At 39.3% G+C, this 15,201-nt stretch carries 14 protein-coding genes; 4 read left to right on the top strand and 10 right to left on the bottom strand.

Features of this window, described 5'->3' with window-relative positions:
- Positions 1–6 precede the first annotated feature (6 nt).
- The 4 genes from KSX81_RS06900 to aroA all read right to left on the bottom strand — a co-directional run bounded on the left by KSX81_RS06900 (position 7) and on the right by aroA (position 6,470).
- Positions 7–3,240, bottom strand: coding sequence for a SusC/RagA family TonB-linked outer membrane protein (locus KSX81_RS06900; protein ID WP_217726141.1), 3,234 nt, complete (start codon positions 3,238–3,240; stop codon positions 7–9).
- A 627-nt stretch (positions 3,241–3,867) separates the two neighbouring features.
- The gene (locus KSX81_RS06895) at positions 3,868–4,584 is read right to left on the bottom strand and encodes an SDR family NAD(P)-dependent oxidoreductase (protein ID WP_009040867.1); all 717 of its coding nucleotides are present in this window, start codon (positions 4,582–4,584) and stop codon (positions 3,868–3,870) included.
- Positions 4,585–4,658: 74 nt separating this feature from the next.
- Positions 4,659–5,228 (bottom strand): Crp/Fnr family transcriptional regulator, encoded by a 570-nt coding sequence (locus KSX81_RS06890; RefSeq protein ID WP_009040866.1) that lies wholly within the window; start codon positions 5,226–5,228, stop codon positions 4,659–4,661.
- A 12-nt stretch (positions 5,229–5,240) separates the two neighbouring features.
- The gene (aroA, locus tag KSX81_RS06885; RefSeq protein ID WP_373186765.1) at positions 5,241–6,470 is read right to left on the bottom strand and encodes a 3-phosphoshikimate 1-carboxyvinyltransferase; all 1,230 of its coding nucleotides are present in this window, start codon (positions 6,468–6,470) and stop codon (positions 5,241–5,243) included.
- A 208-nt stretch (positions 6,471–6,678) separates the two neighbouring features.
- Here aroA and KSX81_RS06880 point away from each other — a divergent pair, with 208 nt between their 5' ends.
- Positions 6,679–7,914, top strand: coding sequence for an ATP-binding protein (locus KSX81_RS06880; RefSeq protein ID WP_004299291.1), 1,236 nt, complete (start codon positions 6,679–6,681; stop codon positions 7,912–7,914).
- 38 nt (positions 7,915–7,952) lie between these two features.
- The gene (locus KSX81_RS06875) at positions 7,953–9,005 is read left to right on the top strand and encodes a winged helix DNA-binding domain-containing protein (protein WP_052587956.1); all 1,053 of its coding nucleotides are present in this window, start codon (positions 7,953–7,955) and stop codon (positions 9,003–9,005) included.
- Between the two features lie 588 nt (positions 9,006–9,593).
- Here the strand turns inward: KSX81_RS06875 and KSX81_RS06870 are convergent.
- Positions 9,594–10,265: a DUF1349 domain-containing protein gene (locus KSX81_RS06870; RefSeq protein WP_225472708.1), complete on the bottom strand. Its 672-nt coding sequence runs from the start codon at positions 10,263–10,265 to the stop codon at positions 9,594–9,596.
- An 87-nt stretch (positions 10,266–10,352) separates the two neighbouring features.
- Here KSX81_RS06870 and KSX81_RS06865 point away from each other — a divergent pair, with 87 nt between their 5' ends.
- Positions 10,353–11,132 (top strand): response regulator transcription factor, encoded by a 780-nt coding sequence (locus KSX81_RS06865; RefSeq protein WP_217725552.1) that lies wholly within the window; start codon positions 10,353–10,355, stop codon positions 11,130–11,132.
- Positions 11,133–11,206: 74 nt separating this feature from the next.
- Here the strand turns inward: KSX81_RS06865 and KSX81_RS06860 are convergent, their stop codons facing one another.
- A complete protein-coding gene (locus KSX81_RS06860) occupies positions 11,207–11,899 on the bottom strand; it encodes an HAD family hydrolase (protein ID WP_117512097.1) in 693 nt (230 codons plus the stop codon).
- 183 nt (positions 11,900–12,082) lie between these two features.
- On the opposite strand from KSX81_RS06860, the gene KSX81_RS06855 reads away from it, so the two are divergent.
- Positions 12,083–13,150 carry a DUF2027 domain-containing protein gene (locus KSX81_RS06855; protein ID WP_004326226.1) on the top strand — a complete coding sequence of 356 codons (1,068 nt, stop codon included), beginning with the start codon at positions 12,083–12,085 and terminating at the stop codon, positions 13,148–13,150.
- Between the two features lie 63 nt (positions 13,151–13,213).
- Here the strand turns inward: KSX81_RS06855 and KSX81_RS06850 are convergent, their stop codons facing one another.
- The 4 genes from KSX81_RS06850 to KSX81_RS06835 form a co-directional block, all read right to left on the bottom strand.
- Positions 13,214–13,570, bottom strand: coding sequence for a hypothetical protein (locus tag KSX81_RS06850; RefSeq protein ID WP_004326225.1), 357 nt, complete (start codon positions 13,568–13,570; stop codon positions 13,214–13,216).
- Between the two features lie 292 nt (positions 13,571–13,862).
- The gene (locus tag KSX81_RS06845) at positions 13,863–14,471 is read right to left on the bottom strand and encodes a lysine exporter LysO family protein (RefSeq protein ID WP_004326224.1); all 609 of its coding nucleotides are present in this window, start codon (positions 14,469–14,471) and stop codon (positions 13,863–13,865) included.
- On the bottom strand, positions 14,468–14,755 hold the full coding sequence (locus KSX81_RS06840) for a LysO family transporter (RefSeq protein WP_004299315.1): 288 nt from the start codon (positions 14,753–14,755) through the stop codon (positions 14,468–14,470). Before KSX81_RS06840 ends, KSX81_RS06845 begins: the two co-directional genes overlap by 4 nt.
- Positions 14,756–14,757: 2 nt before the next feature.
- On the bottom strand, positions 14,758–15,141 hold the full coding sequence (locus KSX81_RS06835) for a hypothetical protein (RefSeq protein WP_004299316.1): 384 nt from the start codon (positions 15,139–15,141) through the stop codon (positions 14,758–14,760).
- Positions 15,142–15,201 lie beyond the last annotated feature (60 nt).

Raw genomic sequence — 15,201 nt, 5'->3', positions numbered from 1 at the left:
TATCATTTAAAATGTTGCACTTAAACCGAATGATACAGTCTTGGATAGCGGATAGGTACATCCGTCCCAGTTGCCGATGCCAACAGTTTCGGGGTCAAACGTATCGGTCAGACTGGTAATAGTAAATAAATTCTCTGCTGAAACAAAGAATCGCAGATTGTTGACGCAGAATTTTTCTGTCAAAGATTTAGGTAATGTATAACCTAAAGTAACATTTTTCAGACGGCAGTAAGCCGCATTTTGTAAATATCGGGTCTGTGGATTACGGTTTCTATCATTCTCGAGAGGACGCGGATAATAACCACTCAGGTTAGCTCCTAGCGGATTAGTCGTATCTTCTCCGCGGAAATAGTCCAGATGAGGTTTGAAAAAGTTGGTTTGCCAGTAGCCTACTGCTCCCCAGAACATTGTAGAACCACTCCCCGGCATATAATCACGTTTCATCGTTCCTTGGAAAAATAATTTAAGGTCGAACCCTTTCCAGGTGGCATCCAGATTCAAACCAAAGTTGTAGCGTGGTGTACTGTTGCCTATTTTCTTCAAATCACCATGATCAGCCAGTGTTTTGTTACCTCTGCTGATCTGGCCGTCACCGTTCAAATCCGCATACATGATGTCACCTGCTCCCCAGCCGGAACCGAGTACATCCTGTGCGCCATTGGGCATACCGGCCAAATGATCTTTCATCTCTTGATCGGTCTTTGCGATGCCGATTGTTTGGAATCCCCATATATCACCTACGTGAGCGCCTGCATAATACGTATTATTATTGTCTTTATCTAAAATTGTGTTTGACGGATTGGGGTATTTATCAATAACCACTTGATTGTCTGACAAAGATAAGGTAACTCCATACTTAAAGTCGCGTATCTGGTCGCGCCAGTTCACCTGTATTTCCCAACCTTTGGAAGTCATATCGAGGTTGTTTACTTTGGGAACGGCAATGCCTAAGAGGTTGGGTAGTTCGGGGGCGGGGCCTACCATGTTTTTAGATTTACGCTGGAAATAGTCGAATGTTACATTCAAACGATTGTTGAGCATAGATAAGTCGAAACCTAAATCCAGTGTTTGCGTCTTTTCCCATGTCAGTAAGGAAGATACCAGCGCAGATTCTTTGGAAATATTTGGTTTTACGCCATTTACCAGCCAACTGCCTAGTGCGTAATTGCCCCATTGGTCTTTGTTAATATCAATAGTTCGATAGAATGGATACCAGTTATCTGTGTTTTGGTTGCCCAATTCACCCCATGAACCACGTATCTTGAATGTGCTGATTAAATCGGTCAGATCTTCAAAAAATGCTTCACGGACCATGTTCCATCCTAAGGAGAATGATGGGAATAGATTCCAGCGGTTATCTCGAAGGAAACGTGAAGTGCCGTCATATCTCATATTTACTTCAGCCAGATAACGTCCTTTGTAGTCGTAATTAACACGTCCGAAGAAGCCGGCTGTAGCCCATTCGGAGTACCCTCCTCTGTTTTGTGCATTTGTCTGCGTGGTGTTCAAGGTAGCCACTTCCGACATGATACCGTCTTGGGAAGCGGTAATATCACGTTGTTTGAATAGTTCGCTCTGAAAACCCAGCATCACTTTAAAGTTGTGCCCGCTTTCTAATGATTTGCCGTATTCGGTAAAGATGTTCGGATTGAAGAAATTACTCTTATAAGCATATTCTGTAACGCTGGAAGTTTGATTGGCAATAATGTAGGGATTTTTACTCACATCATAACCATAAACGGTTTGATAATCGGTATGGTTGAAATTATAGTTGGAACGGTAGTTCAATTCTACGTTAATTTTCCAGTCTTTGATGGGTTCCACGATGAAAGCAAGCTGGTGTGCCACCACGTCTTTTTGTGATTTATATCGGCCTCCTTCTGTTAATTGGTAAATCTTGGATTCGACAGTATAGAATCCGTTTGGGTCTACTACCGGAATGACAGGCCAGTAGCGACATACATCGAAATAGAATACATTACTTTTGATATCGCCTCCGGCAAATGAAGGAGCTTCATAATCCGTCCGGTTAAAACGCATACTATAACTTATTTTCAACCATTTGGTTAAGTCCGCATTGATTTTTGCAGTAAAGGAGTAGCGTTGTTTGTTATCATCTCCAAACTTCAAGAGACCTCCTTGGTCCAGATAATTCGCAGAAAGATAATATTGTATTTTATCCGTTCCACCATTTACGCTCAATGAATGCTCGTGGGTAAAGCTATTACCAAATAACGTTTTTAACCAGTCGGTATTGCCGGTAGGCATCACGTCTTGCCGTTGGGGATCATCGAATGAATTCCATCTTCCCGCATCGGTCGGCCACATATATTGTGTGCTTTTTCCTGCTTGAAAATCCAGAATTTGTTGAAGTTTGGTGGCGCTATACATGGGAGTCTGTCCACCATTAGTTAACTGGTCATTGACTGCCAGAGCAAAATTGTATGAATCTGCCATTTCAGGCATATTCAAGGGAGATACAAAACGGAAGTTGTTATTATAGTTAACTACCGTTTTTCCCGACTTACCTTTCTTTGTTGTAATCAGGATGACTCCACCTGGTGCCCGCGAGCCATAAATGGAGGAAGCGGCTGCATCTTTCAGTACAGAAATATTCTCAATGTCCTGTGGATTGATAGCGTTCATGTCTCCCTCCATACCGTCAATGAGCACCAATGGTTCTACCTTTGAACCAGCTCCAATTGTTCCAACACCACGAATATTGAATTTTTTGTCTGAACCTAAGGAGCCACCACCATCACCAGTAGAGATATTCATCCCCGGAACCATACCTTGCAAAGCTTCTATGGTAGAGTTAACGGGACGTGCCGAAATTTCTTTTGCTCCTACCGTAGATACAGATCCTGTTACATTCACTTTCTTTTGTGTACCAAAAGCAACCACAACAACTTCATCCAATGTTTGTGTATTGTCTTTAAGGATGATATTCAATGATTGTCCTGTGAATTTGATTTCTTGAGTCTGATAACCAACAAAAGAGACTACAATAATATCTCCGGTTTTTACATTGTTTAAAGAGAAGTCACCGTTGATTCCGGTGATTGTACCGTTCGTCGTACCTTTGGCTACGACGGATGCACCGATGATGGTTTCACCTGCTGCATCTTTTACTACACCCTTACAAGTAGTACCCTGTTGTACAACGGAAACTTTTAGAGTGCTTTCACCAGTTTCCGGATAAGCTGCTTCTACTGACATTGTCAGTAGGAACAACAACATACTAACTGACTTTAGTTGTTTTAACATAGCATTGAATTTAGAGTTTTTCCTAGAATCCGGAATTACTTTTAATAAGTTCTTTCAGAACTTATTCCGTGCGTAAAACGTTGGATTCAAAGCCTTAAATTCAAAAAAAGAGTCTTCTTTTAAGCGATCTTTTCTACTTGTTTTATACCCATTTTATATCTATTTCGTACCTGTTTGTGTTAGATGAAATAACAAGGATGATGAAATAAACAAGTAGTTTCATTTCAATATGAAGATAAAATACGGCTTTGGGTATTCTTAAAAAGAAAAAATGAATGAGAATTTGATATTATTTTTGAAAATACATGCTATGTATTAAAATATATTATATATTTGTGCCGTTAATTCTAATTTTATAAACCATCCTAGTTCTGAAAGAACTTATTTTTTCATCATTGATTACTGAACCCTAAAAGTGTCCTCCAATTGTAAGAGAGCTGTTTATTTGTGAGTTAGCTATTATCATTAATATGATTCCCGTACAGACTTATATACATAACTAGAATTTGGTAGATACCAATATCTGTATAAACAGTTGGGGCAGGTGTTTTTTATTAGATTTACTTAGACAAATATGTGTTGGCTATGGAGTATCTATCATTACATCCGGCAATAAATAGCAGATGGCAACAGACGAAACAGGATAGTTACATATCTCCATCTTTGGGAAATGAAAGCTACTTTTTTCTTTTTAGAAATAGCCTTTTTAATTTGTTTCACAGCTTTATCAACGGGAGTAACCCAAAACAATCCTTCTCCTTTTGCCATAGCGGTGTCTACAAATCCGGGACGAATATCGGTAGTGTAAATAGAATAAGGAGATTTAGTTGCTTTTTGTCGTAATCCTTCCATATAGTTGATTTGATAGGCTTTCGACGCATTGTAGGCGGGAGCGATGCCACTGCCGCGCGTACCTCCAACAGAGGAAATAGTAACCAGATGCCCGCTTTTTTGCTGTTCGAAATATCGGAAACCCCAGTCTGCGATGTTGGTGAATCCTATCACGTTCGTTAGTAAGGTAGGTTCTTCCAATTGGTAGGAGAGTTCGGGGTTTAGTTCTCCGGTCCCGGCACAGATAATCAATATATCCATTCCACCCATTTTTCGAGTGAGAGTTTCGAGGGATGAAATGGTAGCTTGTGTATCGGTGATGTCGCACACTTGATAGAATAGTTTGTCTTTGTCCCGGGCGCATACCTCTTCTAATAGATTTTCTCTGCGACCGGTAATGCCGATAAGATAATCTTCTTGAGAATAGACTTCTGCCAATCCGCGACCGATGCCGGAAGTTGCACCTATAATTATAATTTTTTTCATGAAATACAATATACTTTGTTTGCCCGCAAAAGTAAGGGTAGGGAATAAATAAACTCTTGATTGAAATCAAGAATTTATTTTTGTACGACTTTTCTTCGGATACGACTTAATGTTTCGGGACGAATCAGAAGATAGGAAGCCAGTTCTTTTAAAGTTATCAGTTTCAGTAAGTCGGGACAACGGTTGATAATTTCAAGATAGCGTTCTTCCGGTGTCAGGCTGTACATTGAAATCATCCGGTCGTAGACTTCCCACAATAACGTTTCTGCGATGCGGCGTCCTAACTTTTGGTGAGCGTCGTTGGTATCGTAGAAGTCTGCCATTTGCTGATAATTGATTACGTATACCGAGCAGTCACACAAGGCTTGTATATCTACATTTGATTTGTCCTGTAACTGAAAAGCCGGATAGTTGCCAACAAAAGAATGATCGAAAGTATAGCCTACAATGCTGTTTTCGCCTACACTGTTGGTGCAACAGTACCGGAAAGAACCGGAACTGACGAACCCCATTGTTTTGCATACTTCTCCTTGGCGGGAAAAGTAGTCTCCTTTCTTATAATAGGTCTGCTTCCCCTGTCGTAATACAAAATCTACAATAGGGGAGTAGTTGATGTGGGAAGTATATTTGTTGAAATCTTCCACAGCGTATGAAAATTAGCCTTCGTTTATAACCTGAAATCCGGCCTGTTTCAAATCTTCCCAATATCCGGGATATGATTTGGTAACGACTTGCGGATTGGCAATAAGTAAATTGGGATGGCGGATAATTGCCGGTGCAAATGCCATTGCCATCCGATGGTCTTCGTAGGTTTCAATCACCGGAGTTTCTTCCGGTTCACATCGTTCGCCATTCCACATTAATATACTGTCATTTTCTTCCTTGATCATATATCCCAGCTTTTTAAGCTCGGCTCGCAGGGCGGCAATACGGTCAGTCTCTTTTATTTTCAGGCTTTGTAATCCGGTGAAACGGAAAGGGATATTCAGCAAGGCACAGGTAACAACGAATGTCTGTGCCAAATCCGGAATGTCGATAAAGTCTTCTTCCAGTCTTTCCGGCGCTTTGCCTGTTTTTTTCAGTTTCACACCTTGCGATGTAAATTCGGTAGTTATACCTAAGCGTGAGAAAACTTCTGCTCCCCGGCTATCTCCCTGATAACTGTTATGAAACAACCCCAATAATTCAATTTCTGCTTTGGGAGATAAGGCGGCAATCTGATACCAATAGGAAGCTGCGCTCCAGTCATTTTCCACTTTGAAAGGAATGCTCTGATAGAGTTGTGGAGCAACGGAAATGCTACTGGGAGAAGTCCATGCAGCTTTGGCTCCAAAGTCCTGCATCAGTTGCAATGTAAGATTGATATAAGGACGGGAAATTATCTCACCGCTTAAATGCAAAGTCAAACCGTCTTTGAGTGCCGGACCTATCATCAATAGAGCAGATATATATTGGGAACTGACATTTCCTTTCAGTGTTATTTCGTTTCCTTTCAATTCTGCACCTTTGATGCGGAGGGGAGGATATCCTTCATTGCGGGTATACTCTATTTCAGCTCCTAACTCACGAAGCGCATTGACTAATATCTGTATCGGGCGTTGCTGCATACGGGCTGTTCCTGTGATTGTCCGTTCCCCCGGGGTCACACTTAAATAGGCGGTAAGGAAACGCATAGCAGTGCCCGCAGCCATGATGTCAATCGTCTCTTTCTCTTCGGTGAGAGCTTTTATCATCACCTGTGTATCGTCACAATCGGACAGGTTTTCAGGAGGATAAATACCTTTGCCCAGCGCATTGATGATTAATGCACGATTACTGATACTTTTAGAAGCCGGCAACTGGATAGTTGCTGTTACTACTGAAGGAGGGATGAGTTTATAGAGCATCATTTCTATTTTCTTTGGTTTGAGATGACAAAAATAGACATAAATTGGTATATATGCAGTTATAAAGTCAGAAAAACAATAGAAAATTTAGAATGGGAAAATTACAATCGTATTTGAAGTAGAGGATAAAATCTCAAGAAATTACAATTGTATTTAAAATAAATGCTATATTTGTGATGTATTGCAATCGTATTTAAAAAGAAGTAGAATGAAAATACCTCGCATAATTAAACAAAGAAACACTTATGTTGACCGCATAAGACCTTTCATGAGGAAAACATTGGTAAAAGTGATGGTCGGTCATCGTCGTGTCGGTAAAAGCTTTATTTTGTATCAACTCATGGAGTTGATACGGAAAGAAGAGAGTGATGCGAATATTATCTATATAAATAAGGAAGATGTCAATTTCATAGATATAAAGACTTATAAAGAACTGAATGATTATATTCTTTCAAAATCGGTAGATGATAGAATGAACTATATTTTTGTCGATGAAATACAGGAAATACAAGATTTCAGGTTGGCTATCCGTTCGTTGGCATTGGATGATAATAATGATATATATGTGACAGGCAGTAATTCAGAGATATTTTCCAGTGATTTAGCGAATGAATTGGGAGGTCGGTATGTTGAATTTGTGGTTTATAGTTTGTCGTATATTGAATTTCTGGATTTCCATGAACTGGAGAATACGGATGCGTCATTGGAGAAATATATTCATTATGGAGGATTGCCTTATCTGATACATTTGCCGATGGAAGAACCTGTTGTTATGGAGTATTTGAGGAGCATTTACTCTACCATTATATTAAAAGATGTGATTCAGAGAAAGAATATAAGGAATACGGTCTTTTTGGAACAACTAGTTTCGTTCTTGGCAGGTAACATTGGCAACTTATTTTCCAGCAAGAGTATTAGTGATTTTCTGAAAAGTCAGAAAGTGGATATTTCTCCTTATGTTGTGAGTGAGTATGCGATGGCATTATCGGATGCTTTTATTGTACATAGGGTAGGAAGGTATGATATTGCCGGAAAGAAATTATTCGAAAGAGGGGAGAAGTATTATTTTGAGAATATGGGGATTCGTAATGTGATTACGGGGTACAAGCCACAGGACAGAGCGATGCGTTTGGAGAACTTGGTTTATAATCATTTGGTATATAGTGGATATGATGTAAAAATCGGGACATTGGGTACGGAAGAAATAGATTTTGTCTGTAAACGGAATGGAGAGATTCTCTATGTGCAAGTCTCTCTTGAACTTTCTAAACAGGAAACTATTGAAAGAGAATTCGGGAATTTATTGAAGATTAAAGATAATTATCCGAAAGTGGTAGTGTCCGGAGAAAAAATGTTTGAAAATACTTATGAAGGGATAGAACATATTTATATTAGAGACTTCTTGTCTTCTGTTTTGTTACATTCCATTACTCGTGTCATTTAATCAAAGAACAACTGTTTTTTCTTTTATAAATAAGTATGATGAAAATACCGAATATACGTTTACTCAACCAACAGTTATTAAGTCCTCTTTTCTTTCAACCCAAGGAACTTGTGTCCTGGATGGGAGCTATGCAGGCACAGAATTATTCCATGGTGAAATGGGCAGTAGGAATGCGTTTGAAGTCAGCAACGATTCAAACTGTGGAAAAAGCGCTCCGTGATGGTGAAATCCTGCGGACTCATGTAATGCGTCCGACATGGCATCTCGTAGCAGCAGAAGATATCCGGTGGATGTTGAAACTTTCCGCCGGGCGTATTATATCTGCTAATGAGTCTTATGCGAAGGGGCATGACTTGGAAATTTCTGAAGAGCTCTATACGAAAAGTCATAATCTGTTGGAGAAAATTCTTTGTGGGAAGAAAAGCCTGACGAGGCAGGAGATTGCCGAGCATTTTAACCGTTCGGGGATTGTAGCGGATAATCATCGTATGACCCGCTTTATGGCTCGTGCGGAGCAGGTGGGGATTGTATGTAGTGGGGAAGATAAAGGAAGTAAATGTACGTATGCGCTTTTGGAAGAGCGTGTTCCGCCGATGCCGGAATTGACCAAAGATGAATCTTTGGCTCGTTTGGCTAGAAGCTATTTTCGTAGTCATGCTCCTGCTGTTTTGCAAGATTTTGTCTGGTGGTCGGGGCTGCCTATTACAGATGCACGTCAAGCTATTTATTTGATTGATTCGGAATTAACGGCAGAAGAATGGAATGGACAGACATGGTATATTCATGAAGATTGCCGGACTCGTGGAAAAGTTACCGGCAGTTTGCATCTTCTTCCTTCTTATGATGAATATTTGCTTGGTTATAAAGACCGGACAGACGTTTTGCCTAAAGAGCATTACTCGAAAGCATTTACCAATAATGGTCTGTTTTATCCGATTGTTCTTCATGAAGGACAAGTGATAGGAAACTGGGATAAGTCTGTTAAAAAGAGAGGCTCATTGATAGAACATTCATGGTTCCGGTTGGGTGATTGTGTCGATGAAGGTGCGTTGGATCGTGAGAAAGATAAGTATATACGGTTTTGGCGATAATATATGAAAAAACGTATATTTTATCGTTGTATAATTCTATATATGCAGGATATATTTAGGCATGAGTTGAAAATGAGACGGATTTGCTGTTTTCGAATTTAGAAAAGAAATAAATCGATTGTGTTTTGGAATAATTTGTTTTAGTCTGCGTCTTTTATAGAATAGATGTATAGAACTTGCCTTTGTTTTGTCTCAAATTGATATGTGGAGTGTTGGCTGTTTCAGGTGTAGGTTAGCTCTGGGATAGCACTTAAAATAAAGTTTTATATGCTCCTTTTAAAGGAATAAAGTGTTTCTCACCGATCAATGAATCGTTCCTTTAAAAGGAACTGGTTACTCCTTTTAAAGAAACGATTGTCAATAAGTTTATTATAGTGTATCTTTTGACTGTTTTTATGTAAAAAACTCCTCGGGAACTGTATATTCTTGCATTATTTTATACAACAGAACTGCTGGAAGAGGAAATCCGTGTGATGCTATTTATACTCATCATATTAAAAATAGAACATTTAAAGTAAGATATACTACCGCATTTATATTATAATAGAGCTTTCTCTCTATTTAAATAAATAGCATCAGGACTGATTTTTATTTGTTCATTTGCCTTTTTGCCCATTCCAGTCTTCGTTGATCGGCTAATGGAGTCACTTTAAATTCTTCGAATGTAGCGGTGAAACCTTTGCCGTCCGGACAAGCTCCCATTAATCCTACCATGACAGGACAATTATCTTGCAACCAACACGTGCGCATCATAATATATTCTTTATCATCACGTGAGAAAAATATTTCTACTGCATCCAGGCGACGGACTGCTTTTATCCATATCGAACGGGGAGCATCCGGCAATTGTACTACACTCCAGTCGCTAGTCCGATGCGTAACTACGGCACTTACATTCTGTTTGCCATCAACGTATTCCACACCTGCTTTTATCCAGTTTTCATGGTCGATGCGCAGCATTAATCCCATTTGGTCAAAGGTGGTGACATAGTTGCCGGTTATCTTTACTTTGGCTTCAAATTCTCCACCATAAGTCGCATAATAGAAAGGTCCGTCGTCCACTGTGAACCCATAATGAGAAATCCTCCAAAAGTCTGTTTTTGCAGGAACATCCATCACTAAGGTTTTGCCATCTTTTATTTCCCATTGTTGAGGCTCGTTCAGCCAATTCATTTTATTCAAACTTTGTGCCATAGAAGAAGTTGTTACTGCCATAAAGGCTATTGACATCATTTTGATTTTTAAATGTTTCATGATCATTTCTTATTTGATTATCTTTATCTTTGTGGTGCAAAGATAGGTCATACCTCCGTGTGCAACAATACTGAATAATAACCATTTTATAAGATGGACGTATTACAAAAGGAAATAGATGAAGTTTATGCGACACAACTGATAGCCGATGAAATATTGGACAATGGAGTTGTAGAGCAACATCAACGCTTTATTCATTCATTGACGGAGATTAATGGTGGATGTGCTGTTATTTCAGATCTTTCGAATAGGAAAAGTTACATTGCCGTTCATCCTTGGGCGCATTTTCTAGGCTTAACTCCCGAAGAAGCTGCTTTGAGTGTGATTGATTCTATGGATGAAGATTGTATTTATCGGCGTATTCATCCTGAAGACTTGGTAGAAAAGCGGTTATTGGAGTATCAGTTTTTTCAGAAGACCTTTTCGATGTCTTCCGAAGAACGGTTGAAGTACCGGGGAAGATGCAGAATACGTATGATGAATGAGAAAGGAGTCTATCAGTATATTGATAACCTAGTGCAGATAATGGAAAATACTCCTTCCGGAAGTGTATGGTTGATTTTTTGTCTTTATACCTTGTCTGCAGATCAACGAACGGAGCAGGGGATATGTCCCACTATTACCCATATGGGACGTGGAGAGGTCGAAACGCTCTTTTTTTCGGAAGAACATCGCAATATCCTATCCGAACGCGAAAAGGAAATACTTCGCTGTATACGTAAAGGACTATCTAGTAAAGAAATAGCAGCTGCCCTTTATATTAGTGTGAATACAGTCAATCGACACCGGCAGAATATTTTGGAGAAATTCTCTGTCAGTAATTCGATAGAAGCGTGTCGGGCTGCTGAATTGATGAAACTGTTGGATTTGTAATCCAATAAGATAGTATTGTTTACTGATTTCTTTCTTCAGATTCGAAGCTTATCTGAAGAAAGAACAGAACTTATTTAAAACAAAAGCAGCAACTCATCAAATCTTTTCACCTGTTTCAGATGGTCATGTGTGAATGTGTCTACTACTTCGTGTTTCCACATCACTTCAAAAGGAATATGTATGCCATATCCTCCCAGCGATAGAACAGGTTGAATGTCCGATTTCAGAGAATTGCCAATCATGACAAATTCGGAAGGAGCAATCTGTAAGATATTCAACATTCGTTGATATTCTTTCTCTGTTTTATCGGACATCACTTCAATGTGATCGAAATAAGAGGCTAATCCGGAACGTTCCAGCTTATTCTCTTGATCGAGCAAATCTCCTTTAGTGGCAACTACTAATTTGTATTTTCCTTTTTCTTTCAATACTTTAAGCGTTTCTTTTACTCCCGGCGATAGTTCAATTGGCATTTTCAGTAATGATTTGCCTAATTCAATAATATGTTGGATGTCTGTTCCTGAAATCTTTTGTCCACTCACATGCAAAGCTGTCTCTACCATAGAAATGGTGAAAGCTTTGGCTCCATATCCGAGATATTTCAGATTATTCATTTCTGTTTGAAATAAAGCAGCTGAAATATGTTCAGAAGTGCCATAAGGCTTTAATAGGTCTGTATATTGTTTCTCTATTTCCTGGAAAAAAGGTTCATTGCTCCACAAGGTATCGTCTGCATCAAAAGCAATGACTTTAATAAGTTCTTTCATCGGTTTCGTCGTTAATGGTAAATTTTAGATCATCTGTTTGATATTTCGTATGCAAAGTTACAATAAAAAGAGGAATAAAGGCAGACGGTTTGTTTTTAGAACCGAATCTCCATTTAATTTCATAGAAATCTCTATCTTTGTTACTCGTTTTTTTGAGTTTGAATTTTAATTGGATATACAATAATGAAAATAGGAGATAAAGTACGCTTTCTTAGTGAGGTAGGCGGTGGAATCGTAACTGGATTCCAGGGAAAGGATTTTGTGTTGGTGGAAGATGCAGATGGGTTTGATATTCCAATGCCGATACGCGAGTGTGTCGTGATTGAAACAGATGACTATAATATGAGGCGTAAACCCGGTTCGTCTGCGTCGAAACCGGAAGAACCTGTTAAACCGGTAAAACCGGAGATGCCTGTTATTCAACGTCAGCCGGAGGTGCGTGGAGGAGATACTTTGAATGTATTTCTGGCTTATGTGCCCGAAGACGCAAAAGCGATGATGACTACTCCTTTTGAAACTTATCTGGTAAATGATAGCAATTATTATTTGTATTACACTTATTTGAGTGCAGAAGGAAAAGCATGGAAGAACCGTTCGCATGGTTTGGTGGAGCCTAATACAAAATTGCTGTTGGAAGAGTTCACCAAAGATGTATTGAATGATATGGAGCGGGTGGCTGTTCAGTTGATCGCTTTCAAGGACGGTAAGCCTGCGGCTATCAAACCTGCTGTTAGTGTGGAGATACGGATCGATACCGTGAAGTTCTATAAACTTCATACCTTTAGCGATTCTGATTTCTTTGAAGAACCGGCTTTGATTTATGACATTGTGAAAGATGATATGCCTGCCAAACAAGTATATGTTTCGGCGGAGGAGATTCAAAAGGCTTTGTTGCAGAAGAAGTCTGTAGATAAACCGAAGTCACAACCTATTGTGAAACCAAGCCATACTACTCATGGTGGAAAGAGCGGAATTATTGAAATAGATCTTCATATCGATTCTTTGCTGGATGATACTCAAGGGATGGGCAATGCTGAAATACTGAATTATCAATTGGATAAGTTTCGCGAAGTGATGGAAACTTATAAGAATAAGCGTGAACAGAAGATTGTCTTTATTCACGGCAAGGGAGATGGGGTACTTCGAAAGGCTGTCATTGATGAATTGAAACGGAAATATAATAATTGCCGTTATCAGGATGCTTCTTTCCAAGAATATGGGTTTGGGGCTACGATGGTGACTATTAAATAACAGTATAAAAAAAGTGGAAGCCAACCGGCTTCCACCCTCTCTCTCTTTTACATATTAATCATTTTACTTATTCAGTTCAATACCTTTATTCTGTAAAGTGATGTTCATCAATGCGGCATACTTGGCGTACTGTTCAGCACTAAGAGTCTTTCTCATCAGTTTCAAGTTACCATAAACAGCGTTGCGCAATTTTGCTTCTTTATCTTTCTTCGCTGTTGTGGCTCTTGACATCTGTGTGGAGAAATAATCGCAAATATTGGCTACTTCTTCACTCTGAACTGAATTCAAGTTCAAATATTTACCTAATTTACTAACATTGATGTTACCTTCCCATTTTGCAGTTGTAGGTTGATTTCCGGCTGCAAATGTTGTAGCAGCAAGGCAGAGCGCTGCCACTAATGTTAATCCTAAACGTTTCATAATACCTACTTTTTTAATTGTTATACCTAAAAACTATTCCTAAAAACAAATCTAATACCTATTGAAAATTAGTCTAAGCGCTTAGTTTTTTCTTTTTACCTATGCAAATATAAGAATATGTTTTATAGCATAAAAATAAAGAAAAGGAAAAGATTCTATTTAGCCTCATTTCTTGATGTAAGTCAAGAGATGATATGCTTTTTGATACAAAAACGGTTCTTTATGAAACATATTTGTAATACGTGTGCGAAAACGATAGTGGAAATAATCTGCTTTTTAGGATTTATTCCTATTAAAATGATATTGAGCAAAGGAACGTGACTAGGAAAGGAACACTGAAATCAACAACAAAACCATGGAAAATGGAAATGATTACAAATTCTTTTCCCGAATATCGGGTAATAATAGGAAGAGTGGTATCCATTGTAGTGGCTCCACCAACAGAAATAGGGGCTAGCTTTCCGAAATACTTCACTAATAATGGCGCACACAGCAAAGCGATGATTTCACGCATGATATTGGAAAGTAACGCAATAGTTCCCAATTCGGGACCTTTGTATTCGGTAATGAAAATGCTGGAAAGTGAATAATAGCCAAATCCGGCTCCGACTGCCATACAGTCTAAAGGACCTCGTTGGCTCATAAAGGCTCCTGCTACGGCGCAACCTGCTAATGTGCCAATGATCGTCATGATGGGAAGGAATACAAGCCGCGGATTCAGGGAGCGAAAACTCTTCAAAGTATTCGGATCGTTGCCGATACTGATGCCTACGCAGAACATGAGTCCGCAGAGGGCATAGTAACTGAGCTTGCTGTCGGTGAAGTCGTATGGAATAAGATGATAAACTCCACAAAGAGTACCGATAATGAAGAAAGAGACGATAATCAAACTACCTTTCATGCTTTTGTCTCCTTTCCTCCATTCCATTTATATAATAGGTACCATAATCCCCAGGCGCATAACGTACTTCCTGCAACGGCAGCTACCGTGATGATAATAGCTTCCAGTCCGAGAGTATGCAAACCTTTGATAATAGATTCGTTACCTCCTACATCTATTCCGAGAAGAAAGAGGAGAATCCATATAAGAAGAGTAATTATCCTGTGTATCCATGATAGTCTTTTACTGCGCAACAAGTAGCCAAGAAGCATGCCTGTCAGCATAATTCCAATAATGATAAACATAGTTAGTGTCTGCTTTTTGGCTGCAAAGATAGTATTAAATGTATATCCCGACTAATCTCCTCCACGATTTCTTTCGTAGCCATTGACAAACATTCGGTCATATCATCCAGGCAAGCGGCATTGGCGGACGGTGAATCTTCGAATCTTTGCGCTTTGGTAGTTTGCTGATATTCTGTAGAGTAAGTTTTATCAAGCAGGCAATCTTCCTTTTGAGTGAGGCGGATAGAAATGGCAAGACTGGAAGCTGCCGGGCGAATTTTGTTATTGACAACCTCCAACATTTCTCCCTCAAACCAAGGGATACTTGACTGGTTGAGTTTGATTCTGGCACACGTCTCATTCTTTCTGATTTTTACTTCCAGCCGATAGGCGGAATCGGGAATCATTTTTCCTTTCTGATTATCTATCAGATGACAGCAGGTGCTACTGTTACATTCGGTAAGCAG

The sequence above is a fragment of the Bacteroides sp. MSK.18.37 genome (genome assembly GCF_019129155.2).
Classification (GTDB): Bacteria; Bacteroidota; Bacteroidia; order Bacteroidales; family Bacteroidaceae; genus Bacteroides; species Bacteroides ovatus.
This window is presented reverse-complemented; position numbering and strand designations above follow the sequence as displayed.